We start from the raw sequence: 25,322 nt of genomic DNA on the forward strand, positions 1-25,322 counted from the left end.
AGCCGGACAGGCGGGGGTGAATCGTCTTGTCGTCATAGGGCTCATCCTTTGAGTGTTTCACTCTCCGGTAAACCCGGGGCGGTTCAGTCCGGATCTTGCCCCCAGACTTCGCGTTCCGCCATAATCGCCTCCGATCGCAGTTCGGATACAGACTGGCGGACGAGAAGCGATCAAGTTGAGAGGGCAATCAGGGGGGCAGATGCAACGCTTGCGACCGGGCGCCACCGCGTCCTTCGAAGACCGGAGCCGGGGGCGGCCGGAAATGTGGCAAGCTTGAGGGACGGCATTTGCCGCACGGCGCAGACGACAAGCTCGACGATCCTGGGATTGGGATCGCGGGCGATCCGCGCCGCAGTTCGGATCTCAGAGCCCGCCGCGGGATCTGGCAATGGCTTTCCCGGCCCGTCGACGGGCAAGGCAGGCCGGGACGAACGAACCGGGCGCCGGATTTCACCCGGCTCGCGGACAGGGACCGGTTTCAGCCCGCCAGCACCTTGCGGAACCGGACCAGCACCACGGCCAGTGCCACCGCCGCCATCGCCGCCATCCGCAAAAGCTCGCCCGCGACCAGCGCAAGGCCCGCATCGCGGTAAAGGACCGATTGCGCGAAGGCCACGAAATGCGGCGCCGGGCTGACGATGCCGACGGCAACCTGCATCCAGTCCGGCATCGATTCCATCGGCGTCATGCCGCCCGACAACAGCAGCATGACGATGATGACCGGAATGACCAGCAACCCGAACTGGCCCATGTTGCGCGTGAAAGTGGCCAGCAACAGCCCGATACTGCCCACCGAAATCACATAGACCGCAGCGCCCAGCGCATAGAGCCCCAGCGAGTCCGTCACCGGCACCCCAAGCCCCCAATGGATCACCGCCACGAGGCTGGAAATCGAGGCCAGCAGGATGACCAGACCGGTGGCCAGGATCTTAGACAGCACGATTTCGTGCGGGCGGACCGGCATCACCAGCACATGCTCGATGGTGCCCTGCTCGCGCTCGCGGATCATCGCGGCGCCCGAGAGGATCAGGGTCAGGATCGTCACGTTGTTCATCAGTTGCATGACCGAGGTGAACCAGGTTGCGGTCAGGTTCGGGTTGAAGCGGTTGCGGAACACCACATCGACCGGGTCCGAGGCGCCGCCACCGGGATCGGCATAGCGCTGCAGTTCGTCGGCCAGAAGCCGCTGCAGGAAGGCCGCACCGTTGCCCGCCTGGGCCATGGCGGTGGCATCGACCAGCACCATCAGCGCGGGCGCCTGCCCCGCACGCAGATCGCGCTCGAACCCGGGCGGGATCGACAGCACCAGCACATAGCGGCCCTCGTCCTGGGCGCGCGCCGCCTCGGCGGGGCTCAGCACTTCCGGTTCGGCGAAAAGCGGCGGCCGGATCGCGTCGGTCAGCCGGTGCGACAGCGGGCTGCGATCCTCGTCGACCACGGCCACCGCCAGATCGCGGATCTCGGTCGAGGCCGCGTTCGACACCAGCCAGGTCGCCGCGGTGAAGACATAGATGATCAGCGCCACCATGACCCGGTCGCGACGGATCGCGCTCAGTTCTTTCAGGGTCAGGCGCAGGGTGTTCAGAAGGCTCCGCATGAGATCACGCCTCCTGCTTGCGCAATCCGAGGATCGCGAGCCCCAGATAGGCCAGACAGAACGCCGCCAGTACCGCCGCCGCGGGCGCGACCTCGGCCCAGCCGAAGCCCTTGAGGAAGGTCCCTGAGGTCACCTGTTGATACCAGGCCGAGGGAAAGCCCTGCCCCACGGCGCGCCCCGCCGGATCGAGCGAGGAAACCGGCAGGATCAGGCCCGAGAAATTGACCGTCGGTATGATCGCCAGCACCGAGGTGGCAAAGACCGCCGCCACCTGGCTTCGGGTGAAGGATGAAATCAACTGGCCGAAGCCCGTGGTGGCGAAGACATAGAGGAAGGACACCGCCGCCAGCGCCCCGAGACTGCCGGTGAAGGGAACCCCGAAGACGGCGCGCCCGACCGCGAACAGCATCCAGAAACTGACCCAGGCGATGGCCAGGTAGGGCAGCTGCTTGCCCAGCAGGAATTCTGCCCGCGAGACCGGGGTCGCGCGAAAATTGGCAATGGTGCCGGTTTCCTTCTCGCGCACCACGCTGATCGCCGACATGATCGACGGGATCAGCATCAGGATCACCATCATCATCGAGGGCACCATGGCATGGGCGCTCTTGAAGGACTGGTTGAAGAGAAAGCGGGTCTCGATGTTGACGCCGGCTTGCCCCGCACCCGACGCGGCGGCGTAATCCGACAGCACGCCCAGCGCATAGCTGCGCGCGGTCTCGGCCCGGAACGGCATCGCCCCGTCGATCCAGACCGAAATCTCGGGCCGGTCGCCCCGGGTGAGGTCGCGGCCGAAGCCGTCGGGGATCTCCAGCGCCACCGCCAGATCGCCCCTCCCCATCCGGGCGCGCAGATCCGCGATGCCGGTCAGCGGCGGGGTTTCCGCGAATTGCCGGATCGCGGTGAACTGTTCGGCCAGCGCGCGGCTTTCGGGGGTGCGGTCCTGATCGTGGACGGCAAAGCTCAGCCGGTCGACATCGAAGGAGATGCCGTAGCCCATGGTCAGCAGCAGGATCACCGGCCCCGCGAGGGCGAAGAAGACCCGGATCGGATCGCGCGTCAGCTCCAGCATCTCGCGCCAGCATTGGGCCCAGAGCCGGGTCAGCCCGGCCAGCCGCGGCGCTGTCCCGGACGCCCCCGCCACGGGCAGGGCTGCGGGCGCGGCGGCCGGGGCCGGGTCGGGCGGCAGCTCGGCCTCGAGGCACGAGATGAAAGCCGCCTCGAGGCTGTCGGCGCCGTGCCGGGCCACGATCTCGGCCGGCGCCCCTACCTCCAGCACCCGGCCCGCATGCATCAGCGAGATCCGGTCGCAGCGTTCGGCCTCGTTCATGAAATGGGTCGAGACGAAGATCGTCACGCCCTTGTCGCGCGACAGTGACAGAAGCGTGTGCCAGAACCCGTCGCGGGCCACCGGATCGACCCCCGAGGTCGGCTCGTCGAGGATCAGCACCTGCGGGTCATGCAGCACCGCCACGGCCAGCTGCAGCCGCTGGCGCTGGCCCAGGGGCAGGTCCCAGGGCATGCGGTCGGCCAGCGGCGCCAGGTCGAAATCGTCCAGCACCTCGTCGACCCGCGCCTGACGGCGGTCGCGCGGCAGGTGGTAAAGGTCGGCATGCAGCGCGAGGTTCTGCCGGACCGTCAGTTCGGAATACAGCGAAAAGCCCTGGGACATGTAGCCGATGCGCATCCGGCTTTCGATATCCGAGGCGCGCAGCGGCTGGCCGAAAAGTTCGGCCTCGCCCTCGCTCGGGTCGAGAAGCCCGGTCAGCATTTTCATCGTTGTGGACTTGCCGCAGCCGTTCGAGCCGAGAAAGCCGAAGATCTCGCCTTCGGGGATGGTGAAACTCACGTCATCGACGGCGGTGAAATCGCCGAAGCGCCGGGTCAGGTGGCTGGCCTTGATGGCGGTCCGGCCCCGGCCTGCGTCCAGCGGCCGGATGTCCAGCGGCGGGGCGGCCGGACGGTCGGGCAGCAACCGCACGAAGGCGTCTTCAAGCGTCGCGGCCCCGGCCCGGGCCTTCAGTTCGGCCGGGCTGCCCGAGGCGATCACCCGGCCCGCATCCATCGCCGCGAGCCAGTCGAACCGGTCGGCCTCTTCCATATAGGCGGTCGCGACCAGCACGCTCATGCCAGGGGTGCCCTCGCGCACCCGGTCGATCAGATCCCAGAACTGGCGTCGCGACAGCGGATCGACGCCGGTCGTGGGCTCGTCGAGGATCAGCAATTCGGGGTCGTGGATCAGCGCCGAACAGAGGCTCAGCTTTTGCTTCATCCCGCCCGACAACTTGCCCGCCGGACGGTCGGGAAAGGGCGCAAGCCCGGTCGCCTCCAGCAGCATGTCGATCCGGCGGTCGCGGTCGGCCGCACCCTGCCCGAAGAGACGGCCGAAGAAATCGAGGTTCTCGCGGACCGACAGCGTGGGGTAGAGGTTCCGCCCCAGCCCCTGCGGCATGTAGGCCAGCCGGGGCGCGATCTCGCGCCGGGCGGCGGGGTCGGCCATGTCCCGGCCAAGGGTCGAAACCCGCCCCTCCTGCAGGCGCCGGACCCCGGCGATCAGCCCCAGAAGCGTCGACTTGCCGACCCCGTCGGGGCCGATCAGCCCGGCCATGCAGCCCGGGGGCACGGTCAGCTCGATACCATCGAGCGCCGCCTTGCCGCCATAGCGGTGGGTCAGCCCGGCGATCTCGGCGGCCGCCCGGGTGGGGCCGGGCGGGTTCAGGGAAACCGGCGCCATGGCCTAGTCCGGCACGTTGACCTGAAGGTTTTCGGGCCAGGGCCGGTCCGGATCCGTGCGCACGAATCCCTGCCCGCGGACGCCGGTCTTGACCTTGTCCTCGAACTTCACCAGCAGATCGCGCGGGATGGTCAGCTTGACCCGGAACACCAGATCCTCGCGCTCGGACAGGGTTTCCACGCTTTTCGGCGTGAACTGGCTTTCGGGCGAGATGAAGGTGACCCGCGCCGGCACGATGTAGTCGGGGATCGGGTCGAGGATCAGCCGCGCCTCGTCATTGGCCGAAACGAGCCCGACGACCGGCGCGGGCAGGTAGATGTTCATGTAGACATCGGTCAGGTCCAGCAGGGTGACGACCGGCGTGCCCGCGGCCACCACCTCGCCCGGCTCGTGCAGGCGATACAGCACCCGGCCGCGGATCGGGGCCAGGATGGTCAGGTCGTCCAGCCCGATCTGCAGCCGTTCGACCTCGGCATTGCTCGAGGCGATCAGTGCCTCGGCATCGCTGACCTGCGCCCGGGCCGAGGCCAGCGTCGCCTCGGCCGAGGTCAGGGCGTTGCGCGCATCGTCGAAGCTGCTGTCGCTGGCATGGCCGTCCTCATGCAGCCGCGCCACCCGGTCGCGATTGGTCCGCGCGACATCGAGCGCGCTTTGCGCCTGCATGACGGCGGCCTTTGCCACTTCCCTTGCGGCCTCTGCGCGCAGCACCGCCGCCTTCGCCCCCAAAAGCTGGGCCTGGGCGTCGCGGTCGTCGATCCGGGCGATCACCTGCCCCGCCTCGACCGTGCTGCCCTCCTCGACCAGAACCTCGGCGATCCGGCCTGCATATTTGGTCGCGACCTCGACGCTTTGCGCCTCGATCCGGCCATTCGAACTGGCGATCCCCTGCGTGTCGTCGCCGCCGAAAAGCCCTTGCCAGAAGGCCGCGAACCCGCCATCGGCCAGGGCCGGTCGGGCGCCGGGCGGCAGCGCAAGGCTCAGCCCCGCCGCCAGCAGGACAGCGCCCGCCCGGGCGGGACGTCTCGGAATTCGGGGGAAGATCGGTCGGTCGGTCATGGGATCACCTTCGCGCGGCCGCCGCTGGCCCGGACGGGTGGGCGCAAGGGGCCCACAGGCACGGGCGGCACCGACCGCATGTCGCCTTTCGGGGTGGTGTCGCATGGCGTGTGGCCGGGGGCAAGGGATCACCTTGCGGCCGGTCGCGGCCCGCCCTCAGACCATGTCGTCGGGCTTCAGCGGCAGGTCGTCCCTCCGCGGCACGGTCTGCCGCTCGATCATCCGGCGGACCCGCGGCTTGGCCGCCCCCCGATGCAGCGCCAGCAGACGGTCGGAGACCTCGGCATCGGCCATGGTGCGGCGTTCGTGATGGCGCAGGTATTCGGCCCAGGTCGCGACGTGATAGCTTTCGGCCCAGACCGTCGGGCGTTCGAGATCCCTCAGCAGCACCCATTGCCGGGCGCCGTCGCGAATGCGGATCCGGCGCCGTTCGGTCATCGCGGCCAGAAACGCGGTCACGTCCTCGGGCGCGATATCGTATTCGACGGTGATGACGATCGGCCCCGAGCGGGCGCGCAGATCGACGCCCAGCCGGGGCTCGACAAAGCGGCCCAGCGGCGCCAGATCGTCCGTGCCGAAATTCGGCAGCGGCAGGCGCAGCCCCACCAGCGCGCCCAGAACCAGCACCGCCGCCGCCGCCCAAAGCGCCTCGGCCAGCCCCGCCCGGCCTGCCACATGCCCCCAGAGGAAACTGCCCGTCGCCATGCCGCCGAAGGTGCAGGTCTGGTAAAGCGACAGCGCCCGTCCGACCACCCAGCGCGGGGTCGATAGCTGCACCGACACGTTGAACAGCGACAGCGACAGCACCCAGGAGGCGCCCGCAGGCAGCAGCAACAGACCCGAGATCCAGAGGTCGCGCGACAGAGACAGCCCCACCAGCGCCGCCCCGAAGCCCAGAAAGCCCGCGCGGACGATGGTTTCATTGGCAAAGCGGTCGCGCAGCCGCGCCCCCGAGACCGCGCCGCCGATGGCGCCCGCGCCGAAACAGCCCAGCAGCAGGCCATAGGCGAAGGCGCCCCCGCCCAGCATGTCGCGCGCGACGATGGGCAAAAGCGCAAGCAGCCCGACCGCGGCCACCCCGAACAAAAAGCCGCGAAAGAGCACACGCAAGAGCACCGGCGACATCGAGACATAGCGCAGCCCCGCCGCCACCGCCGGTCCCAGCGCCTCGCGCGGCAGCCGCCGCTCGGGCAGGGCCGGACGCCAGAGATAAAGCGACAGCGAAAGCGGCAGGTAGCTTGCGGCATTGACCGCGAAGGCCGCCGCCGCCCCGCCCGCGGCGACGATCAGCCCGCCGACGGCCGGGCCCACGCTGCGCATCAGGTTGAACCCCATGCTGTTCAGCGCGACCGCCGCCGGAAGATCCGAGCGCGCCACGATATCGCCGACCGAGGCCTGCCAGGACGGGTTGTAAAGCGCCATCCCGAAGCCGATCAGGAAGGTGAACGCCAAAAGCAGCCAGGGCGTCAGCATCCCGGCGAAGGCCGCCGCCGCCAGGGCCGCCGAGACGACCAGCATGAAGGTCTGCGCGCCCAGCATGATGCGGCGGCGGTTGTAATTGTCGGCCAGGGCTCCGGCGATCAGCGAGACCAGCATGATCGGCAGGGTGTTCGAGGCCTGGACCATCGCCACCATGACCGGCGAATGGGTCAGCTCGGTCATCATCCAGCCCGCGCCGACCGTCTGCACCAGCCCCCCGAAATTCGACACGTTGGAGGCCAGCCAGAGATTGCGGAAAGTCGCCTTGCGGAACGGCGCAAGCGACGAGGGGCGGACGGGAACTGGGTCGGGCACGGAGCGGCTTTCGGGACGGACGATGTCAAAGGGATAGGGCGCAGTCGCCAACCGGCAAGGCAGCCCGGTACGGTCTGGCCCCCTGCGGCCGGTCCCTGCCGGTCTGGCGGGGCGTGGCCAGCCCCGACACCGGAGGCGCTACTTTTCCAGCGGCGGGCGCGCCGCGAACCAGTCGGCCAGCGCCGCGCGCTCGCTGTCGGTCAGACGCGCCGCGATGGCGGTCATCGGCGCCAGCACCTCGGGCGCCTTCTCTTCGGCGAAATAGTCCAGACGATCCTGCAGATACCCGGCGCGCTGCCCGTCGAGCCGCGGGATGAGCCCGATCGCCCCGGTCGGCGCCGCGCCGTGACAGCTCAGGCAGGCGGGGACCCCTCGGCCCGGATCGCCGTCGCGCGCCAGCGCTCCCGCCTCGTCCAGCTGAAAACCGGGCGCAGGGCGGCGCTCGGCATCGGGCCCCGAGAGGCTGGCATGGGCGGTCCCGAAGACTGCGGCCAGCGCCCCGATCTCGGTCTCGGTCAGTTCGTGGGCGGCCTGTTGCATGGTCGTAACCGGCCGCCGCCCGGAATCGAACAGCGCCATCTGATGGGCGATATAGGCGGGCGATTGCAGCGTCAGGTTGGGCGACAGATCCCGGTCGGCGCCCAGCGCAGGCCCGGGATCGTGGCAGGCGGTGCAGCTTTGGGCCAGCGCGATCGCCTTTTCCGTCGCCTGCTCAAGCCCCGGGGCCGCAGCGGCATCGGGCGACAGCGGATCGCCGGCCGGCAGAGCGGCCAGATAGGCCGCGACGGCGCTGCGGTCGCCGGGGCTCAGCGCGCGGGCGATGGCGGGCATCGGGTTCCAGCCGTCGCGGTCCGGCCCCTGCCCCGACGCGAAGCCGTCGAGACGCCGTTTCAGGAAGGCGGCGCCCTGCCCGGCAAGCGGCGGCACGCCCAGCCCCGCCTTTTCAGCACCGGTTCCGTGGCAAAGTCCGCAGGCGGGCAGCGCCTGGGCAAAGTCGCCATGCCGCACAAGCGCCGCCCCGCGTTCGGTATCTGCCTCTGTGTCGGCCGAGGGCGGCACGCGAAGGGTCCGGTCGGGAAGCCCCGCGAAATGCTCGGCCAGCGCGTCGATCTGCGGCCCCGACAGGCTGGTGGCCACGGTCGCCATGATCCCGCTTTGACGGGCACCGCTGGCATAGTCGCGCAACCGCGCCGCAATGGTGTCGGCATCGAGAATGGCCAGGTTGGGCGCCTGTCCGCCGGTTGGCGCGCCGGTACCGTCGGTCCCGTGGCAGGCCACGCAATAGCGCAAGGGCGTATCGCCAAGACCGATCGGGCGCCAGCCGGTCGAGGGCGCGGAATAGAGATAGTCCTCGAGCGGGTCGGCGCGGGCATGCAGCTTGAGTTCCATCGCCGCGCCCCGGCGGTCCCAGGCCATCGCGGGCAGCGCGGCCTCTGCGGCCCCCCGCGACGCCTCGGTGGCGTCGCGATAGGCGTCGGGCGTCATGTCGGGCAACTGGCGCAGAAAGGCGACCACTGCCCAGATCTCGCCGAAATTACCATCGGCGGGCCAGCTTGGCATCGCGGTGAAGCGGACCCCGTCGCGCAGGATCACGTAAAGCTCTGTCTCGGAAAATTCGCCCACCACGGCGGGCAGGCTTTGCGGGCGGGGCCGCATCGACAGCGCGACCGGGCTTTGCCCAAGCCCCGGGCCGCCATGGCAGGAGGAACAGACCTGGTCGTAGTGCTGCGCGCCCAGCGCGATCAGCCCGGGATCGTCCAGATCGGGCACCTCCAGGCCCGCCTCGGTCAGCTGGCGGGCGCTTCGTTCGACCGAGGCGCGAAAGGTTTCGTGCAGCACGGCGGCGGTAGCGGCGGCATGGGGCGGGCGGGCCGAGACCGGAACCAGCCCGGCCTTGAGCGCCGCGGCGGCCCCCAGAACCAGCGCGACAGCGACAGCGCCAAGACCGATCAGAAGGCGGGAGCGGCGCGGGCGGGAGAGGGACAGGCGGGGGCGGGACAAGGGCGGGTCTCCTTTCAGCGAACCCGCCGGAACCCGGCGGGTGGCATCCGCTCAACGCAGGCGCGCCATTCGGGTTCCGAACGCGCTTGCGCGGACCGGATCGGCGGCCCGCCGACTGTCGCGGCGCGGCTTTCGGGAACCCGGAAGGGGCCTTCGGGCTTGTCCCGCAATGGACCCTCAGATCGCCCACACCGCACATCGCCCCGCCATGCCCCACCAAAGCCCGCCGCTTCGCCTTGCCATCATCGGTCTCGGACCGCGCGGTCTGGGGGCGCTGGAAGCGCTTGTCGCCCGGCTGGCCGACACCGGCAGGCCGGTTTCCATCGACATCTTCGAACCCGGCCCCTGGCCCGGTGCCGGGCCGAATTTCGATCCCGCCCAGAGCCCCTTGATGCTTCTGAACATCCCGATCCGGGCCATCGACATCGACCCGCCCGCGCCAGCGCCGCGCCGGATCGCGTCTTTCGCCGCCTGGCTGATGTCGCCGCCCGATGGCGAGCGGTTTCCGGCGCGGGCCGAGCTTGGCGCCTATATGGCGGCACGTTTCCGGGCGCTGACCGCGAGCCTGCCCGAGGGCACCGTGCTGAGCCGCCATGAAACCGCCATCCGCCGGATCGAGGCCAGCGAGGCGGGCTGGCGGCTTGACGGCGCGGGGGCGCGTTTCGGCCCCTATGACGAGGTGCTGCTGGCGCCGGGCCAGCCCGCCACCCGGCCCGACCCGCAACTGGCACGCTGGCAGGACCATGCCCGGCGCTGCGGTGCCGAGCTTTTGCCCGCCTATCCCGCCGACCGCCTGCTGGAGGCGGCCGAGGGCTGGGCCGGCAAGGCGGTGGCGATCCGCGGGCTCGGGCTGTCGACGCTGGATGCGGTGCGGCTTCTGACGCTGGGCCTCGGCGGCCGGTTCGAGGACGGTCTTTACATTGCCTCGGGGCGCGAACCCGCGCGCCTCCTGCCCTTTTCGCTGAACGGCTTGCCGCCCTGGCCGAAACCGGCGAGCGAAGCCATCGACGCGCGCCTGGCCCCCCTGCCCGCCGAGACCCGCGCCTTTGAGGCGGCCTTGAGCCGGGCCCTGACCCAGCCGCCCGAGGCCGCGCTGGTCACCCTTTGCACCCCGCTCGCGCGGGCCGCCCGGCGGGTGCTGGCGGCCACCGGCGCAGGGCCCGGTGGCGTCGAAGAGTGGCTGAGCGCAGAACGCGAGACCCCGGCCGCGCAGGAGGACCCGAACCCGACCGCCCCCCTGCGGGACGGGCTGGCCATGGCGCGGGGCGTCCGCCCGCCCTCGCCAGGCTATGCCATCGGGCAGATCTGGCGGCACTGGCAGAATGCGCTGCGCCGGGGCGTGAACCCGGGCTCGGCCGCTCCGGGAACGGCCGAGGCGCTGATCGGCTTCGACGAGGGGCTGAAACGCTATTCCTACGGCCCCCCCGCCGCCGCCGCCGAGGAACTGTCGATCCTGATCGAGACCGGGATCGTCGATCTGCGCATTGTGGACGACCCCGACATCCTGCTGACCGACAACGGCTGGCAACTGGTCGAGGGCGACGAGGGCGCCCGGGCCGAGGTTATGGTCGACGCGGTGCTGCCCTCGCCCGCCCTTCAGGGCATCGAGGCGCCGGTCATCGCCGCACTGAGGGACGAAGGCCGGATCGTGCCGGTGGCCAAGGGTCAGGGGGCGCGCATCCGCCCCGACGGCCAGCTGATCGGGGCCGACGGGCGGGTCCAGGCGGGGCTGGCGCTGCTGGGCCGGGCCGCGCTGGGCAGCGTGATCGCGGTCGACTCGATCCACGACTGTTTCGGCGCCTCGGCCGACCGCTGGGCCGAGGGCGTGTTGACCCGTGCAGCGCTTAGCGCTGCGCCTGCCGCCAGTCCGGGTTGATCCAGGGGCCGCGCGTGTCGGCGGGCAGGCGGCGGCCGAGGATGTGATCGGCTGCCTTCTCGCCCACCATGATCGAGGGCGCGTTGAGATTGCCGTTCGGGATGCGCGGAAAGACCGAGCTGTCGGCAAGCCTGAGCCCCTCGACCCCGATCACCCTCAGATCGGGATCGACCACCGCCATCAGATCGTCCGCAGCCCCCATCCGGGCGGTGCCGCAGGGATGATAGGCGCTTTCCACATGCTCGCGGATGAACCCGTTCAGTTCGTCGTCGGATTGAACCGCGGCGCCGGGCTGGATCTCGTGGCTGACGAAGGGCGCGAAGGCCTCTTGCGCGAAGATCTCGCGCGTGAGCCGGATGCAGGTCCGGAAATCGGCCCAGTCCTTCTCGTGGCTCATGTAGTTGAACAGGATCTTCGGCGGCTCGTTCGGATTGGCCGAGCCCAGCGTGACCGCGCCGCGCGACGGGCTGCGCATCGGACCCACATGGGCCTGAAAGCCATGCCCCTCGGCCGCCGCCTGCCCGTCATAGCGCACCGCGATGGGCAGGAAATGATACTGGATGTCGGGATAGTCGACCCCTGCACCCGACCGAAGGAAGGCCGCGCTTTCGAACTGGTTCGAGGCGCCGGGGCCGTCCCTCGTCAAGAGCCATTGCAGCCCCACCCGGGCCTTGCCCAGAAGGTTCCAGTACTTGAAGAGGCTGATCGGCTGGCTCGCCGCCATCTGCAGGTAGAGTTCCAGATGGTCCTGCAGGTTCTGCCCCACGCCCGGACGGTCGGCCACGACGCCGATGCCATGGTCCGCCAGATGCGCGGCGGGGCCGATCCCGGACAGCATCAGAAGCTTCGGCGAGTTGATCGAGGACGCCGCCAGGATCACCTCGGCCCCGGCGCGGACGACTTCCGTAAAGCCGTCGCGGTCGATCTCGACGCCCGTGGCGCGGCCGTTCTCGATGACGACGCGGCGGGCAAGCCCCCGGACCAGATCGCAATTCGGCCGCTTCAGCGCGGGCCGCAGATAGGCGCGCGCGGCGGACCAGCGCTCGCCCTTCCATACGGTCATGTCATAGGGGCCGAAGCCCTCCTGCTGATGGCCGTTATAGTCCCCGGTCACCGGATAGCCCGCCTGACGCCCGGCCTCGACAAAGGCCTGCACCAGAGGGTTGTCGCGCCGCCCGCGGGTGACGTGCAGCGGCCCGCCCTGCCCGCGCCAGGCCGGATCGCCGCCATGCCCGCCCGGATGCCAGTCCTCCATCCGCCGGAAATAGGGCAGCACATCCGCATAGCCCCAGCCCTCCGCCCCCTGATCGCGCCAGTGGTCGTAGTCGCGGGCGTGGCCGCGCACATAAACCATGCCGTTGATCGAGGAGGACCCCCCGATCACCTTGCCGCGCGGGGTCGCAAGACGCCGCCCGCCCAGATGCGGTTCCGGTTCCGTCCGGAAGCCCCAGTCATAGCGGGGCATGTTCATCGGATAGCTGAGCGCGCCCGGCATCCGGATCAGCGGCCCGGCATCGGAGCCGCCATGTTCGATCACCAGAACCGACTTGCCGGCCTCGGCCAGACGGTAGGCGATGGCGCAACCGGCGCTGCCCGCGCCGACGATGACGTAATCGGCCTGCATCAGTAGGGGGCCTCCACGTCGCCCATGCGCACATAGACGGATTTGAACTGACTGTAATGCTCGATCGCGGCCTTGGCGTTCTCGCGGCCGACCCCCGACATCCTGACGCCGCCAAATGGCATCTCGACCGGCGCGTCATTGTAGGAATTGATGAAGCAGGTGCCCGCCTTCAGCGCGCCGATCACCCGGTGCGCCCGCGAGATGTCGCGGGTGAAGACCCCGGCCGCAAGACCGAACTCGGTGGCATTGCCGCGCGCGACGGCCTCGTCCTCGTCCTCGAAATCGAGGACCGCCATCACCGGGCCGAAGATCTCTTCGCGGGCGATGGTCATGTCGTCGGTGACATCGGCAAAGACCGTGGGCTCGAGGAAGAAGCCCTCGCGATCCGCGCGCCTGCCGCCGGTGACAAGCCGGGCGCCCTCCGCGAGGCCCTTGGCAATATAGCCCTCGACGATCCGCATCTGGGCTTCGCTGACCATCGGACCGAAATTGGTGGCCTCGTCCAGCGGGTCGCCCATCACCACGCCCTTCAGACGTTCGGTCAGACGGGAAAGGAACGCCTCCTTGAGACCTTTCTGCACGAAGACGCGGGTGCCGTTGGAACAGATCTGGCCCGAAGAATAGAAATTCGCGAGGATCGCGCCGCCGACGGCGTTGTCGAGATCGGCATCCTCGAAGATCAGCAGGGGCGACTTGCCGCCCAGTTCCATCGTCACATGCTTCATGCCCTCGGCCGCCATCGCATAGACGCGTCGCCCCGTGGGCACCGATCCCGTCAACGACACCTTGGCCACGCGCGGATCGGAAATCAGCGCCTGTCCGGCCTCGCCCGCGCCCTGCACGACGTTGAAAAGCCCGGCGGGCGCACCCGCCTCGGTCAGGATCTCGGCCAGTTTCAGCGCGCAAAGCGGCGTCACCTCGGAGGGCTTGAAGACCATCGCATTGCCGCAGGCGAGCGCGGGCGCCGCCTTCCAGGCCGCGATCTGGGTCGGGTAGTTCCAGGCGCCGATGCCGACGCAGACGCCCAGCGGCTCGCGCATCGTATAGGCCCAGTCGCCGCCCAGGGGGATATGCTCGCCCGTCAGGCTGCCCGCGAGCCCGCCGAAATATTCCAGCGCGTCGGCGGCAGAGGCGGCATCGGCCACCAGCGTCTCCTGCAAGGGTTTGCCGGTGTCGAAGGTTTCCAGAACCGACATCTCGCGGTTCCGCTCGCGCAGGATCTGCGCCGCGCGGATCAGCACCCGGCCCCGCTCGCGCCCCGGAAGGCGGGCCCAATCGGACTGGGCGCGCGCGGCGGCGGCCAGCGCCTTGTCGATCACGGCGGGGGTCGCCGCGTGGACGGTCGCGATCCGCGCACCGGTCGCGGCATAGATCACCGGGATCGGGGTGCCGTCGGTATCTTCGAGATAGGCGCCGTCCACATAGTGGCTGGCGACGGGTTGGGTGTCTTGGGTCATTGTCATTCTCCGGTCATTCGCCGCGCGGGTAGCGCGCTCGGCCTTCGACCTCGTTCAGGTCCATGTGGTTGCGCATGAAGCGGTCGCTGGCGCGCTGCAGGGGCTGGTAATCCCAGGGGAAATAGGCGCCGTTCCGCAGCGCCTCGTAGACCACCCAGCGCCGGGCCTGGCTTTTGCGCACCTCGGCATCGAAGCGGTCCAGATCCCAGCGCGCCTCCGCCTCGGCCCGCAACCGGGCAAGGGGTTCGGCGCAAGCCGGGTCGGCGACAAGATCGGTCAGCTCCTGCGGGTCGGCCTCTAGATCGAAAAGCTGATCGGGGTCGAGCGCGCAGCGGGTCAGCTTGTAGCGCCCGTCGCGCAGCGCCACCAGCGGCGCATAGGACGCCTCGGCCGCGTATTCCATCGGCACCGGGCCGCGCGGCGCACCGCTTGCGACCGGCAGCAGCGACCGGCCTTCGGTCCAGGGGGCGACCTCGTCCATCGAGATCCCGGCCAGATCGCAAAGCGTCGGGCAGACATCGAGGGTCGAGACCGGCGTGTCGATCCGCCCCGGCGCGACGCCCGGCGCCGCGATCATCAGCGGCACCCGCGACGATCCCTCGTAGAAGGTCATCTTGAACCACAGCCCGCGCTCGCCCAGCATGTCGCCATGGTCCGACACGAAGAGGATCGCGGCCTCCTGACCGGTCGCCTCGAGAATGTCGAGGAAGGCGCCGATCTTCTCGTCGAGATAGGAGATATTGGCGAAATAGGCCCGGCGCGACCGCCGGATGTCGTCCTCGGTGATGTCGAAGCTGCGCCAGTCGTTGGCGTCGAAGATCCGTTTCGAATGCGGGTCCTGATCGGCGTAGGGGATCGCCGGAACTTCGGGCAGCAGGTGGTCGCAGTCCTCGTAGAGGTCCCAGAACTTTTTGCGGGCCACGTAGGGATCGTGGGGATGGGTAAAGCTGACGGTCAGGCACCAGGGCCGGTCATCCTTGCGGCGCGCCAGATCGTAGAGCTTCTGCGCGGCGCAATGGGCAACCTCGTCGTCATATTCCATCTGGTTGGTGATCTCGGCCACGCCCGCGCCGGTGACTGAGCCCATGTTGTGATACCACCAGTCGATCCGCTCGCCGGGCTTGCGGTAATCGGGCGTCCAGCCGAAATCGGCGGGGTAGATATCGGTGGTCAGCCGCTCCTCGAAGCCATGAAGCTGATCGGGGCCCACGAAATGCATCTTGCCGGTGAGGCAGGTGTGATAGCCCGCCCGGCGCAGGTGATGGGCGAAGGTCGGCAGGTCCGAGGGAAACTCGGCCGCGTTGTCATAGACGCCGGTGACCGAGGGCAACTGCCCCGACATGAAGCTGGCCCGGCCCGGCGCGCAAAGCGGCGAGGCGGTGTAGCAGGTGGAAAACCGCGCCGACCGGGCGGCCAGCCGTTTCAGGTTCGGCGCGTGCAGCCAGTCGGCCGGGCCGTCGGGAAAGAGCGTCCCGTTCAGCTGGTCGACCATCAGGATCAGAAGATTGGGCTGTGTCATGGCAGGGCCTTCAGTTCGGCATCGAGCGCCGCAAGGACATGGGCCGAGGCGCTGTCTTCGGCCTCGTCGCGAGGGAAATGCACGAATCGCAGGTAAAGCCCGTCGATCAGCGCCGCGAGCCTCCGCGCGATCTCGGGGGCGCGGTCCCCGGCCAGCGGCCGCAGGTCGTGAACGAGGTTCGCGTGCAGCCGCCGGTGATAGACGCCCAAAAGCCGCCGCGCCTCGTCCGACCGGTGCGCCAGCACATAGAAGTTCAGCCAGGCGGCGATCACGTCATGGCGGAAGCTCGTCTTGCTGAAACTGGCGCGGATCGTGCCGTCAAGTCGCTCACGGGGTGAGTCGGCCTCTTTCAGCGCCGCCCGGACCTCGGCGCCGTAGACGGCGAGGATGTGGCGCATCGCGGCCAGGAACAGGCGGTCCTTGTCGCCGAAATAGTGGAACGCCAGAGCCGACGAGACCCCGGCCCGCTTGGCGATCTGGCCCACTGTCACGCTGAGCGAGCCCGTCGCGCCAAGCTCGTGGATCGTTGCGTCGATCAGCTGCGCCTTGCGCTCGGGTTGGGCGGTCATCTGGGGCGTTTCCCGAAAAAGTGGTTGCAAACCGCAGATAATCAGGCACTGTTTGACTGGTCAATCAATAAAAAATCCACCCAAGTCCATCAGGGAATTGCCATGAAACTGACTTCTGCCGTCTCTGCCCTTGCGATTCTGGCCGCGGGCGCGGCATTCGCCGATTGCGATACCGTCGTGATGTCCGATGTCGGCTGGACCGACATCACCACCACCACCGCCACCGCCCGCCATGTGCTGGAAGGGCTGGGCTACAAGGTCGACGTCAAGGTTCTGTCGGTGCCGGTGACCTTCGCCTCGCTCGACAGCGATGATGTGGACGTGTTCCTCGGCAACTGGATGCCGGCGCAGGCGGGTGCCATCGGCCCCTATCTCGAAAGCGGCGAGATCGAGGATATCAACGTCAACCTCGAAGGCACCAAATACACGCTGGCCACGCCCACCTATGCCTGGGAGGCCGGGCTGAAAAGCTATGCCGACATCGCCAAGTTCGCCGATGAGCTGGACCACAAGATCTACGGGATCGAGCCCGGCAACGAGGGCAACGCCTATCTCGTCGGCCTGACCGAGGAAGACAAGTTCGGGCTGGGCGGCTTCAAGATCGTCGAAAGCTCGGAACAGGGCATGCTGGCCCAGGTCGCGCGGTTCTACCGCAAGCAGGAACCGGTGGTGTTCCTCGGCTGGGAACCGCATCCGATGAACGCCAATTTCGATCTGAAATACCTGCCCGGCGGCGAGGATTTCTTTGGCGGCGAGGGCGTCGTGCATACGGTGACCCGCAAGGGCTATTCGGCGGAATGCCCGAACCTCGGCAAGCTTTTCGCCAACATGGATTTCAGCCTCGATATGGAAAACAAGATCATGGGCCAGATCCTCGACGACGGCGCCGATCCGGCCGAGGCGACCGAAGCCTGGCTGAAGGAGAACCCGCAGGTTCTCGACACTTGGCTTGCGGGCGTGACAACCAGGGACGGCGGCGACGGCCTGGCCGCGGTCAGGCAAAGCCTCGGGCTCTAGTCCCGGCCGGACCGCCCGCCCGGCGCGGGCGGTCCCCGGCGGCGGTCCCGCCGCCCTGCCCCGTTCCAGACCGTCAATGCAGGAGGGAGTGCCGCCGTGGAGTGGCTGACCGATCACAAGATTCCCGTGGGCCATGTCGCCAGCACGATCTTCGACTGGCTCAGGGACAATGCCGAGGTCGTGCTGGACGCCATCGCCGCGGTGATGGAGGCGATGATCGACGCGATCCTCTGGGTGCTGCAGACGCCGCATCCGGCAGTGGTCACGCTGGGCTTCGTCGCGCTGACCTATGCGCTGCAGCGCAGCTGGAGGACCTGCCTTGCGGTGGCGCTGGGCTTTCTCTTCATCCTCAACCAGGGCTATTGGGAAGAGACCACCGAAAGCCTGACGCTGGTGCTGTCGGCCTGCGTGGTCTGCATGGCGATCGGGGTACCCATCGGCATCGGCGCGGCGCACCGGCCGAAGCTTTACACCTATCTGCGGCCGATCCTCGATCTGATGCAGACCCTGCCGACCTTCGTCTATCTGATCCCGGCCATCGTCTTCTTCGGTATCGGCATGGTGCCGGGCCTGATCGCCACGGTGATCTTCGTGCTGCCCGCGCCGATCCGGCTGACCTATCTGGGGGTGTCCTCGACGCCCAAGGCCCTGCTGGAAGCCGCGACCGCCTTTGGTGCGACGCGGGGGCAGACGCTGTTCAAGGTCGAGCTGCCCTATGCCTTTCCGCAGATCATGGCGGGGCTCAACCAGACCATCATGCTGTCGCTGTCGATGGTGGTGGTCGCAGCCCTGGTCGGCGCCGACGGGCTGGGCGTGCCGGTGGTGCGCGCGCTCAATCAGGTCAACACAGCACTTGGCTTCGAATCCGGCTTCGTGATCGTCGTGGTGGCGATCATGCTTGACCGCATCCTGCATGTGAGGGCGCGCAAATGACCGCGACCGCGCTTCGTATCGACAACGTCTCGATCGTCTTCGGGTCCCATCCCGACCGCGCCCTGCCGCTGATGGACCAGGGCAAGACCCGGGCCGAGGTGCAGGCCGCGACCGGCCAGGTGCTGGGGGTGCACGATTGCAGCCTGACCGTCGAGACCGGCGAGATCCTGGTGCTGATGGGGCTTTCGGGGTCCGGCAAGTCGACGCTTCTGCGCGCGGTGAACGGGCTGAACCCCGTCGTGCGTGGCAAGGTCGAGGTCAATGACGGCACCGGCATGGTCGACGTGACTCATGCCGATGCCGCCACCCTGCGCCGCATCCGCATGCATCACGTCGCGATGGTGTTTCAGCAATTCGGGCTGCTGCCCTGGCGCACGGTGCGCGAGAATGTGGGGCTCGGGCTCGAACTGTCGGGGGTCGGGCGCCGCGAGGCGCGCGAGCGGATCGACGAGCAGCTGTCGCTGGTCGGGCTGGCCGACTGGGGCGACCGCCGCGTGGGCGAGCTGTCGGGCGGCATGCAACAGCGCGTGGGGCTTGCCCGTGCCTTCGTCACCCAGGCGCCGATCCTGCTGATGGACGAACCGTTCTCGGCGCTCGACCCGCTGATCCGGGCCAAGCTGCAGGACGAGTTGCTGGAGCTGCAGCAGCGGCTGAAGCGCACGATCCTTTTCGTCAGCCACGATCTCGACGAGGCGTTCAAGCTGGGCAACCACATCTCGATCATGGAGGGCGGCCGGATCGTCCAGACCGGCGCCCCGCCCGAGATCTTCCGCGACCCGAAGAACGACTATGTCGCCGATTTCGTGCAGCACATGAACCCGCTGGGCGTGCTGCGCGCGCGCGATCTGATGCAGCCCGCGACCGGCAGCCCCGAGGTCACCATCGAGGCCGACGCGCTGATCCGCGACGGCATGGACCGGCTGATCGGCGCGACCGTCCCGCTGGGCGTGGTCGAGGACGGCCGCCTGATCGGCCAGATCGGCAAGGACGACGTGCTGCGCGGGCTCTGCCGGCCCGCCGTCTAGCGCCTGCGGTCCAGCGCCCGGCGTCTGGACCCCATCCGGCCATCCCCCGTCCGGGCGCCCGCCTGACGCGGCAAGGCCCCGTCCGGTCCGCCGGGCGGGGCCGATGCGCCATCGGCCGACGCCCGACAGGTCCGATACATCGGCCACACCCGGGTTCCCCCGGGCAAGGTCATCTTTTTTCACTTTTTTCGGAACCGGGCGCCCCCGGCTGCGTTTACCAACCACAGGTGGCGCGCCGTGGGCGGAGACCGGCCTGCGGGGGATCGCGAGGAGACCCCCGCAGGCCTGCGTTTTCCCGGCTTGCCCGGGGCGCGGGTCCAGGACCGGCCCCGGGATGGTGCGTTTCCGGGGGCTGCGGCCGCTTCGGCCGCGCGAAGGTGCCACCCTGGCGCCGTATCTCTCCCGGATCACCGACAGCCCCGAAGGTTCGGGCCGTTGCGGCCCGTGCGCAAGCAACCAGAGGAGACCGTCCATGAGTTTCAAGACCCGCGTGCTGACCCTGTCCGTCGCCGCCTTTGCCCTTGGCGCAGGCATGGCCCAGGCCGATACATGGCGCTATGCCTTCGAGGAGGCGCTGGACGAGGTGCAGGGCATCTATGCCCAGAAGTTCAAAGAAGAGATCGAGGCCAATACCGATCACGAGATCCAGCTTTTCCCCTATGGCACGCTCGGCGAATCCGCCGACATCATGGAACAGGCGCAGGACGGCATCCTGCAATTCGTCGACCAGTCGCCGGGCTTCACCGGTTCGCTGATCCCCGAGGCGCAGGTCTTCTTCGTGCCCTACCTGCTGCCGCAGGACACCGAGACGCTGGCCAGCTTCTTCCGGAACTCGAAGGCCATCAACGAGATGTTCCCCACGCTTTACGCGGATCAGGGTCTGGAACTTCTGACCATGTTCCCCGAGGGCGAGGTGGCGATCACCACCAAGGAGCCGTTCAAGACGCCCGAGGATCTGGACGAGGTCAAGATCCGCACGATGACCAACCCGCTTCTGGTGGAAAGCTACAAGGCCTTCGGTGCGACGCCGACGCCGCTGCCCTGGGGCGAGGTCTATGGCGCGTTGCAGACGAACATCATCCAGGGTCAGGAAAACCCGATGTTCTTCATCGAGTCGACGAAGATGTACGAGGTCACCGATTACGTGACCCGGATCGGGCATAACAACTTCACGACCGCGGTGATGGCCAACAAGGACTTCTTCGAGGACCTTTCGGATGAGGACCGGCAGGCGATCCGCGACGCGGCCGACGCCGCCTTCGCCCATATCATCGACTATCAGAAAGGCCTGACCGAAGCCTCGGTCGAGAAGATCAAGGAGGCCAAGCCTTCGATGACCTTCACCACGCTGTCCGAGGAAGAACGCCAGCCCTTCAAGGACGCGGCCGGCGAGGTCGAGGCCAAGTTCCTCGAAATGACCGGCGACAGCGGCAAGGAGATCCTCGATCAGATGAAAGAGGACCTGAAGACCGCCGAGGACGCCACCCAGAGCTGATCCCACGGTCACCGAAGCGCGCGGGCCGCATCCCGCGCGCTCCGGCCATTTCCCCGCCCCTTGCCCGCCCCGCACCCGGCACCCGCCCGCAGGGAGGAACGGAAGGAAGCTGCCCTTGTCCTCGGACCAATCGCTTCGCGCCCAGGCCAGCCCTGCTCAGGGCCCCACGCAGGCCCAGTCCCAGACCGACACCACCGCCGCCGACGATCCCGACGAGGTGGCCTATGTCTCGAGCCTCCCCGGGGTTCTGGGGACGATCGACGCGGCCATCGCCCGGGCCGAATCCGCGCTGCTGGCGGCGGGCGTCCTGCTGATGGCGCTGAACACGGTCGCCAATGTGGTCGGCCGCTACCTCTTCCAGTCCAGCCTCTTCTTCACCGAGGAACTGAACCGCATCCTGATCGTGGTGATCACCTTCGCGGGCATCAGCTATGCCGCGCGCCAGGGCCGCCATATCCGGATGTCGGCGATCTACGATGCGCTGCCGCCGAGGGCACGCAAGATCCTGATGATCGCCATCGCGCTGATCACGGCGGCGCTGATGTTCGGCCTGTGCTGGTTCGCGGTCGCGTATCTGCTGACCCAGGCGGGGCGCGGCCGGGTGCTGCCGGCGTTGCAGATCCCGGTCTGGACGACGCTGGTGATCGTGCCCATCGGCCTTTTCATGACCGGCATGCAATACCTGCTGACCGCGGTGAAGAACGCGATCTCGCGCGATGTCTATCTCTCGACGGTCGTGCTGGAAGGCTATGACGACGAAGAGACGGAGGTCTGAGAGATGGCGGCTGCAATCTTCTCGATCATGATCGTGCTGCTTTTGCTGGGCTTTCCGATGATGGTCCCGCTGATCGCGGGGGCGCTGGTAGGGTTCGTGACGCTGTTCGGCGGTCTCGGCCAGCTCGAGACCATGATCCAGCAGATGATGGCGGGCATCCGTCCCGCCTCGCTGATCGCGGTGCCGATGTTCATCTTCGCCGCCGACATCATGACCCGCGGGCAATCGGCGGGACGGCTTATCGACATGGTGATGGCCTTTGTCGGGCATCTGAAGGGTGGGCTCGCGATCTCGACCGCCGCCGCCTGCACGATGTTCGGCGCGGTCTCGGGCTCGACCCAAGCCACCGTGGTGGCCATCGGCGGCCCGCTGCGCCCCCGGATGCAGAAGGCAGGCTATGGCGACAGCTTCATCCTGGCACTCATCGTCAATGCCTCGGACATCGCCTTCCTGATCCCGCCCTCGATCGGGATGATCATCTATGGCGTGGTCTCGAACACCTCGATTGCCGAGCTGTTCATCGCGGGTATCGGGCCGGGGCTGCTGATCCTCGTGCTGTTCGCGGTCTATTCCTGGGCCTATGCGGTTCGGAACGGGGTCCCGACCGAACCCCGCGCGAGCTGGGGCGAGCGTCTGCGGGCGGTCCGGGCCGCGCTCTGGCCGCTGGGCTTTCCGGTGATCATCATCGGCGGCATCTATGGCGGGATCTTCAGCCCGACCGAGGCGGCCGCGGCCTGCGTGCTCTATGCGCTGATCCTCGAAACCCTCGTCTTCCGCGAGATGGGCCTGCGCGACATCTACCGCACCGCCAAGTCGACCGGGCTGATCACCGGGGTCGTGTTCATCCTGGTGGCGGCAGGCGCGGCCTTTTCCTGGGTGATCTCCTTCGCCCAGATCCCGCAGGCCATCCTGTCGGGCGCGGGCATCGACCAGATGGGCCAGATCGGCGTGCTCTTCGCGATCTCGATCGCCTTCTTCATCGGCTGCATGTTCGTCGACCCGATCGTGGTGATCCTGATCCTGGTGCCGATCTTCGCGCCGGTCGTCGCCGATGTCGGGCTCGACCCGGTGCTGGTCGGCACGCTGATCACGCTGCAGGTTGCCATCGGCTCGGCCACGCCGCCCTTCGGCTGCGATATCTTCACCGCCATCGCCGTCTTCAAGCGCCCCTACATGGAGGTCATCCGGGGCACGCCGCCCTTCATCCTGATCCTGCTCGGCGTCTCGGTGGCGCTGATCTTCTTCCCCCAGATCGCGCTGTTCTTCCGCGATCTCGCCTTCCCCGGCGAGGCCGGGTGAGGGCCGAAAGGAGACCGGTTTGTTCAAGTCGATCCTCGTTCCCTATGACGGCTCGGCCGGCGCCGAGCGCGCGCTGCGCCAAGCGGTCGGGCTGGCCAGGCTGTGCGACGCCCAGCTGTCGGTGCTGACCGTGTTCCGGCATCATTCGATGCTGGAGGCCTCGCTCTCGATGGTCCGGAAGGACGAGCCGGGCCCCGTTGACGACGCGATGCGCGGCTATGCTCGCGAGGTGGCGGAATACGCCAAGCGGCTCGCGCGCGAGGCCGGGGCCGAGGGGGCGCGCGCCTTCATCAAGGCCGGGCCGCCCGCCCGCACCATCATCCGCTTTGCCCGCGAGCACGAGAACGACCTGATCGTGATCGGCAGCCGCGGGCTCGGCTCGGTCGAGAACTACCTGCTGGGCAGCGTCTCGCACAAGGTCACGGGGCTCGCGGACTGCCCGGTTCTGGTGGTCTGAGCCGCAGCGCTCAGAGCCCGAGGCACAGCCGGTAGCTTTGCGCGAAATGCTCGCGCGCATAGGTGATCGGCGCCTCGTGCAGCCAGGTCTGCCGCTCCATCACCAGGACCGGATCGGTCGCGGCACAGCCCAGCGCGGCGGCGGCGGCGCCCGCGGGTTCGGCGTGAAACTCCATCCCGCCATGGGTATAGGGCGCCTCGCGCACCAGCCATTCATTCGGGTTGACCGCCGCAAGATCCGCCGCAGCAATGGCAGGCACCGTCCGCAACACCACCCAGCGCCGTTCGAACATGTGGGGGGCGCCATCCGCGAGATGCAGGCTTTCCAGATAAAGCGTCGCTTCCGCCTCGGGCAGCTTCAGCCGGGCGCGCAGCTCGGCGGGCGCGGACCCGGTCTCGCGGGCGAGAAGCCGGTAGCCATAGGCCTGCCCGCGCGCCTCGACCTCGCGGCGGATCTGCGGAATGTCCAGCGTCGCCTTGCGCTGCGGCGCCTCGATCACCCGGGTTCCGGCCTTGCGGCGGCGGTCGAGGAAGCCCTCCTCGGCCAGATCGCGCAGCGCCCGGTTCACCGTCGCCCGGGCACAGCCGAATTCGGCCGCGATATCGGCCTCGTTCGGGATCAGCTCGCCCGGCGGATATGTCCGGTCGCGGATCCGCAGCATGATCGTGTCGCGGATCGACTGCCATGTCATCGTCCGGTCCCCGGCCATGGCTACAGACCGTCGCGAAGACGGCGCATCGCGGCGCCGTAGCCTGCCACGATCTCGTCGCGCCGGACATGCCGCCCGCCCTGCACCACATGGCGCCCGGCGGCCCAGACATCGCTGACCGCGCGGTCGTCGCCCGCGAAGATCCAGGTATCGAGCAGCAGATCGCCCTGCCGCCCGATCCCGTCGGGCCCCAAGTCGCCCAGCGCCAGCAGATCGGCCCAATTGCCGACCGCCAGCCCGCCGCTGGCCCGCCCCGCCGCCTGCGCCCCGCCCTCGGCAGCGCCCTGGAACAGCACCCGCCCGGTCGAGCGGTCTTCGGAGGCCAGCGCCGCGCGGGTGCGGTCGCGCAGCCGCTGCGAATAGTCGAGCGTGCGCAGTTCCTCGCTCAGCGAGATCCGGATATTGCTGTCCGAGCCGACGCCAAAGCGCCCGCCCGCCTGCACCCAGCGCACCCCGTCGAAGATGCCGTCGCCAAGGCTCGATTCGGTGATCGGGCAAAGCCCCGCGACAGCACCGGTCGCAGCCAGCGCCAGCGTCTCGGCAGGCTCCATCTGGGTCGCGTGGATCGGGCACCAGCGGGCATCGACAGGCGCATTCTCCAGCAGCCATTCGACCGGACGCAGGCCGGTCGCGGCCAGCACCTCGTCGACCTCCGCCTGCTGCTCGGCGATATGGATATGGATCGGTCCGTCGGGCGCCAGCGCCTCGGCCGCCGCCAGCCCCGCCGCATCGACCGCGCGCAGGGAGTGCGGCGCAACGCCCATCCCGCAATCGGGGGGCAGGGCCGCGACATGGGCCGCCGCCGCCTCATGCAACCGCGCAAAGCGGTCGGGAGCGTTGCCGAAGCGGTCCTGCCCCGCGACCAGCGCTCGGCGGTCGAGCCCGCCATAGGTGTAAAGCACCGGCAGCAGGGTCAGCCCGATGCCCGAGACAGCCGCCGCCGCCGCGATCCGGCCCGACATCTCGGCCGGATCGGCATAGGGCGCGCCGCCCGGGCCATGATGCAGGTAATGGAACTCGACATTGGCGGCATAGCCCGCCTCCAGCATCTCCATCTGCACGAAGGCGGCGATGGCCTCGACATCCTCGGGACCGATCCGGTCGAGAAAGCGGTACATCAGCCGCCGCCAGGTCCAGAAACTGTCGCGCGGATCGGGGCCGCGGGATTCGGTTAGCCCCGCCATCGCCCGCTGAAAGGCGTGGCTGTGCAGGTTCGCGGGGGCAGGCAGAAGCGTCTCGACAACGATCGCGCCGGGCGGACAGGCCACGTTTTCACGCAATTCCGCGATCTTTCCGCCACTTTCGACGGCAATTTCCACGTTTTCCGCCCAGGAATTCATCACAAGCGCATGCTGCGCCCAGACCTTCTGCATCGCCTGACCCTCCGA

At 68.6% G+C, this 25,322-nt stretch carries 19 protein-coding genes; 8 read left to right on the forward strand and 11 right to left on the reverse strand.

The genetic code is table 11. The annotated features are described in order from the left end of the window. Window positions 1-478 precede the first annotated feature (478 nt). The 5 genes from BYZ73_RS16820 to BYZ73_RS16840 form a co-directional block, all read right to left on the reverse strand. Window positions 479-1,597, reverse strand: a complete 1,119-nt coding sequence (locus BYZ73_RS16820) for an ABC transporter permease (protein ID WP_112316836.1) — start codon at window positions 1,595-1,597, stop codon at window positions 479-481. Between the two features lie 4 nt (window positions 1,598-1,601). Then, window positions 1,602-4,328, reverse strand: coding sequence for a ribosome-associated ATPase/putative transporter RbbA (rbbA, locus tag BYZ73_RS16825; RefSeq protein WP_112316837.1), 2,727 nt, complete (start codon window positions 4,326-4,328; stop codon window positions 1,602-1,604). Window positions 4,329-4,331: 3 nt separating this feature from the next. Continuing rightward, window positions 4,332-5,384 (reverse strand): HlyD family secretion protein, encoded by a 1,053-nt coding sequence (locus BYZ73_RS16830; RefSeq protein ID WP_112316838.1) that lies wholly within the window; start codon window positions 5,382-5,384, stop codon window positions 4,332-4,334. Between the two features lie 156 nt (window positions 5,385-5,540). Continuing rightward, window positions 5,541-7,178: an MFS transporter gene (locus tag BYZ73_RS16835; RefSeq protein WP_112316883.1), complete on the reverse strand. Its 1,638-nt coding sequence runs from the start codon at window positions 7,176-7,178 to the stop codon at window positions 5,541-5,543. Window positions 7,179-7,316: 138 nt separating this feature from the next. Next, complete coding sequence (locus BYZ73_RS16840) at window positions 7,317-9,179, reverse strand: c-type cytochrome (protein ID WP_112316839.1); 1,863 nt, start codon at window positions 9,177-9,179, stop codon at window positions 7,317-7,319. Window positions 9,180-9,387: 208 nt separating this feature from the next. Here BYZ73_RS16840 and BYZ73_RS16845 point away from each other — a divergent pair, with 208 nt between their 5' ends. Next, on the forward strand, window positions 9,388-11,055 hold the full coding sequence (locus BYZ73_RS16845; RefSeq protein WP_181498092.1) for an FAD/NAD(P)-binding protein: 1,668 nt from the start codon (window positions 9,388-9,390) through the stop codon (window positions 11,053-11,055). Here the strand turns inward: BYZ73_RS16845 and betA are convergent. The 4 genes from betA to betI are packed head-to-tail and all read right to left on the reverse strand — an operon-like array spanning window position 11,024 to window position 16,224. Next, window positions 11,024-12,679: a choline dehydrogenase gene (gene betA, locus BYZ73_RS16850; RefSeq protein ID WP_112316841.1), complete on the reverse strand. Its 1,656-nt coding sequence runs from the start codon at window positions 12,677-12,679 to the stop codon at window positions 11,024-11,026. The genes BYZ73_RS16845 and betA overlap by 32 nt on opposite strands. After that, window positions 12,679-14,136 (reverse strand): betaine-aldehyde dehydrogenase, encoded by a 1,458-nt coding sequence (betB, locus tag BYZ73_RS16855; RefSeq protein ID WP_112316842.1) that lies wholly within the window; start codon window positions 14,134-14,136, stop codon window positions 12,679-12,681. Before betB ends, betA begins: the two co-directional genes overlap by 1 nt. Window positions 14,137-14,149: 13 nt before the next feature. Further along, the gene (gene betC / locus BYZ73_RS16860; RefSeq protein ID WP_112316843.1) at window positions 14,150-15,655 is read right to left on the reverse strand and encodes a choline-sulfatase; all 1,506 of its coding nucleotides are present in this window, start codon (window positions 15,653-15,655) and stop codon (window positions 14,150-14,152) included. Beyond that, window positions 15,652-16,224 (reverse strand): transcriptional regulator BetI, encoded by a 573-nt coding sequence (gene betI, locus BYZ73_RS16865; protein ID WP_112316844.1) that lies wholly within the window; start codon window positions 16,222-16,224, stop codon window positions 15,652-15,654. The genes betC and betI overlap by 4 nt, the downstream gene beginning before the upstream one ends. A 102-nt stretch (window positions 16,225-16,326) precedes the next feature. On the opposite strand from betI, the gene choX reads away from it, so the two are divergent. From choX to BYZ73_RS16900, 7 genes are all read left to right on the forward strand, one after another. Next, on the forward strand, window positions 16,327-17,241 hold the full coding sequence (gene choX, locus BYZ73_RS16870; protein WP_112316845.1) for a choline ABC transporter substrate-binding protein: 915 nt from the start codon (window positions 16,327-16,329) through the stop codon (window positions 17,239-17,241). Between the two features lie 96 nt (window positions 17,242-17,337). Then, window positions 17,338-18,174, forward strand: coding sequence for a choline ABC transporter permease subunit (gene choW / locus BYZ73_RS16875; protein ID WP_112316846.1), 837 nt, complete (start codon window positions 17,338-17,340; stop codon window positions 18,172-18,174). Next, complete coding sequence (gene choV / locus BYZ73_RS16880) at window positions 18,171-19,199, forward strand: choline ABC transporter ATP-binding protein (protein ID WP_112316847.1); 1,029 nt, start codon at window positions 18,171-18,173, stop codon at window positions 19,197-19,199. The genes choW and choV overlap by 4 nt, the downstream gene beginning before the upstream one ends. A gap of 472 nt (window positions 19,200-19,671) precedes the next feature. Beyond that, complete coding sequence (locus BYZ73_RS16885; RefSeq protein WP_112316848.1) at window positions 19,672-20,694, forward strand: TRAP transporter substrate-binding protein; 1,023 nt, start codon at window positions 19,672-19,674, stop codon at window positions 20,692-20,694. Window positions 20,695-20,911: 217 nt separating this feature from the next. Further along, a complete protein-coding gene (locus tag BYZ73_RS16890) occupies window positions 20,912-21,469 on the forward strand; it encodes a TRAP transporter small permease (protein ID WP_215731129.1) in 558 nt (185 codons plus the stop codon). A gap of 3 nt (window positions 21,470-21,472) precedes the next feature. Further along, window positions 21,473-22,768 carry a TRAP transporter large permease gene (locus BYZ73_RS16895; protein WP_108027104.1) on the forward strand — a complete coding sequence of 432 codons (1,296 nt, stop codon included), beginning with the start codon at window positions 21,473-21,475 and terminating at the stop codon, window positions 22,766-22,768. A gap of 19 nt (window positions 22,769-22,787) precedes the next feature. After that, window positions 22,788-23,225, forward strand: coding sequence for a universal stress protein (locus tag BYZ73_RS16900; protein ID WP_112316849.1), 438 nt, complete (start codon window positions 22,788-22,790; stop codon window positions 23,223-23,225). A gap of 10 nt (window positions 23,226-23,235) precedes the next feature. Here the strand turns inward: BYZ73_RS16900 and BYZ73_RS16905 are convergent, their stop codons facing one another. Continuing rightward, window positions 23,236-23,916, reverse strand: coding sequence for a histidine utilization transcriptional repressor HutC (locus tag BYZ73_RS16905; protein ID WP_220086857.1), 681 nt, complete (start codon window positions 23,914-23,916; stop codon window positions 23,236-23,238). 20 nt (window positions 23,917-23,936) lie between these two features. Continuing rightward, entirely contained in the window at window positions 23,937-25,307 is a 1,371-nt protein-coding gene (locus tag BYZ73_RS16910; protein WP_112316851.1) for a formimidoylglutamate deiminase, read from the reverse strand. Between the last annotated feature and the right edge of the window lie 15 nt (window positions 25,308-25,322).

It is taken from the genome of Rhodovulum viride (assembly GCF_003265965.1).
GTDB lineage: Bacteria > Pseudomonadota > Alphaproteobacteria > Rhodobacterales > Rhodobacteraceae > Rhodovulum > Rhodovulum kholense.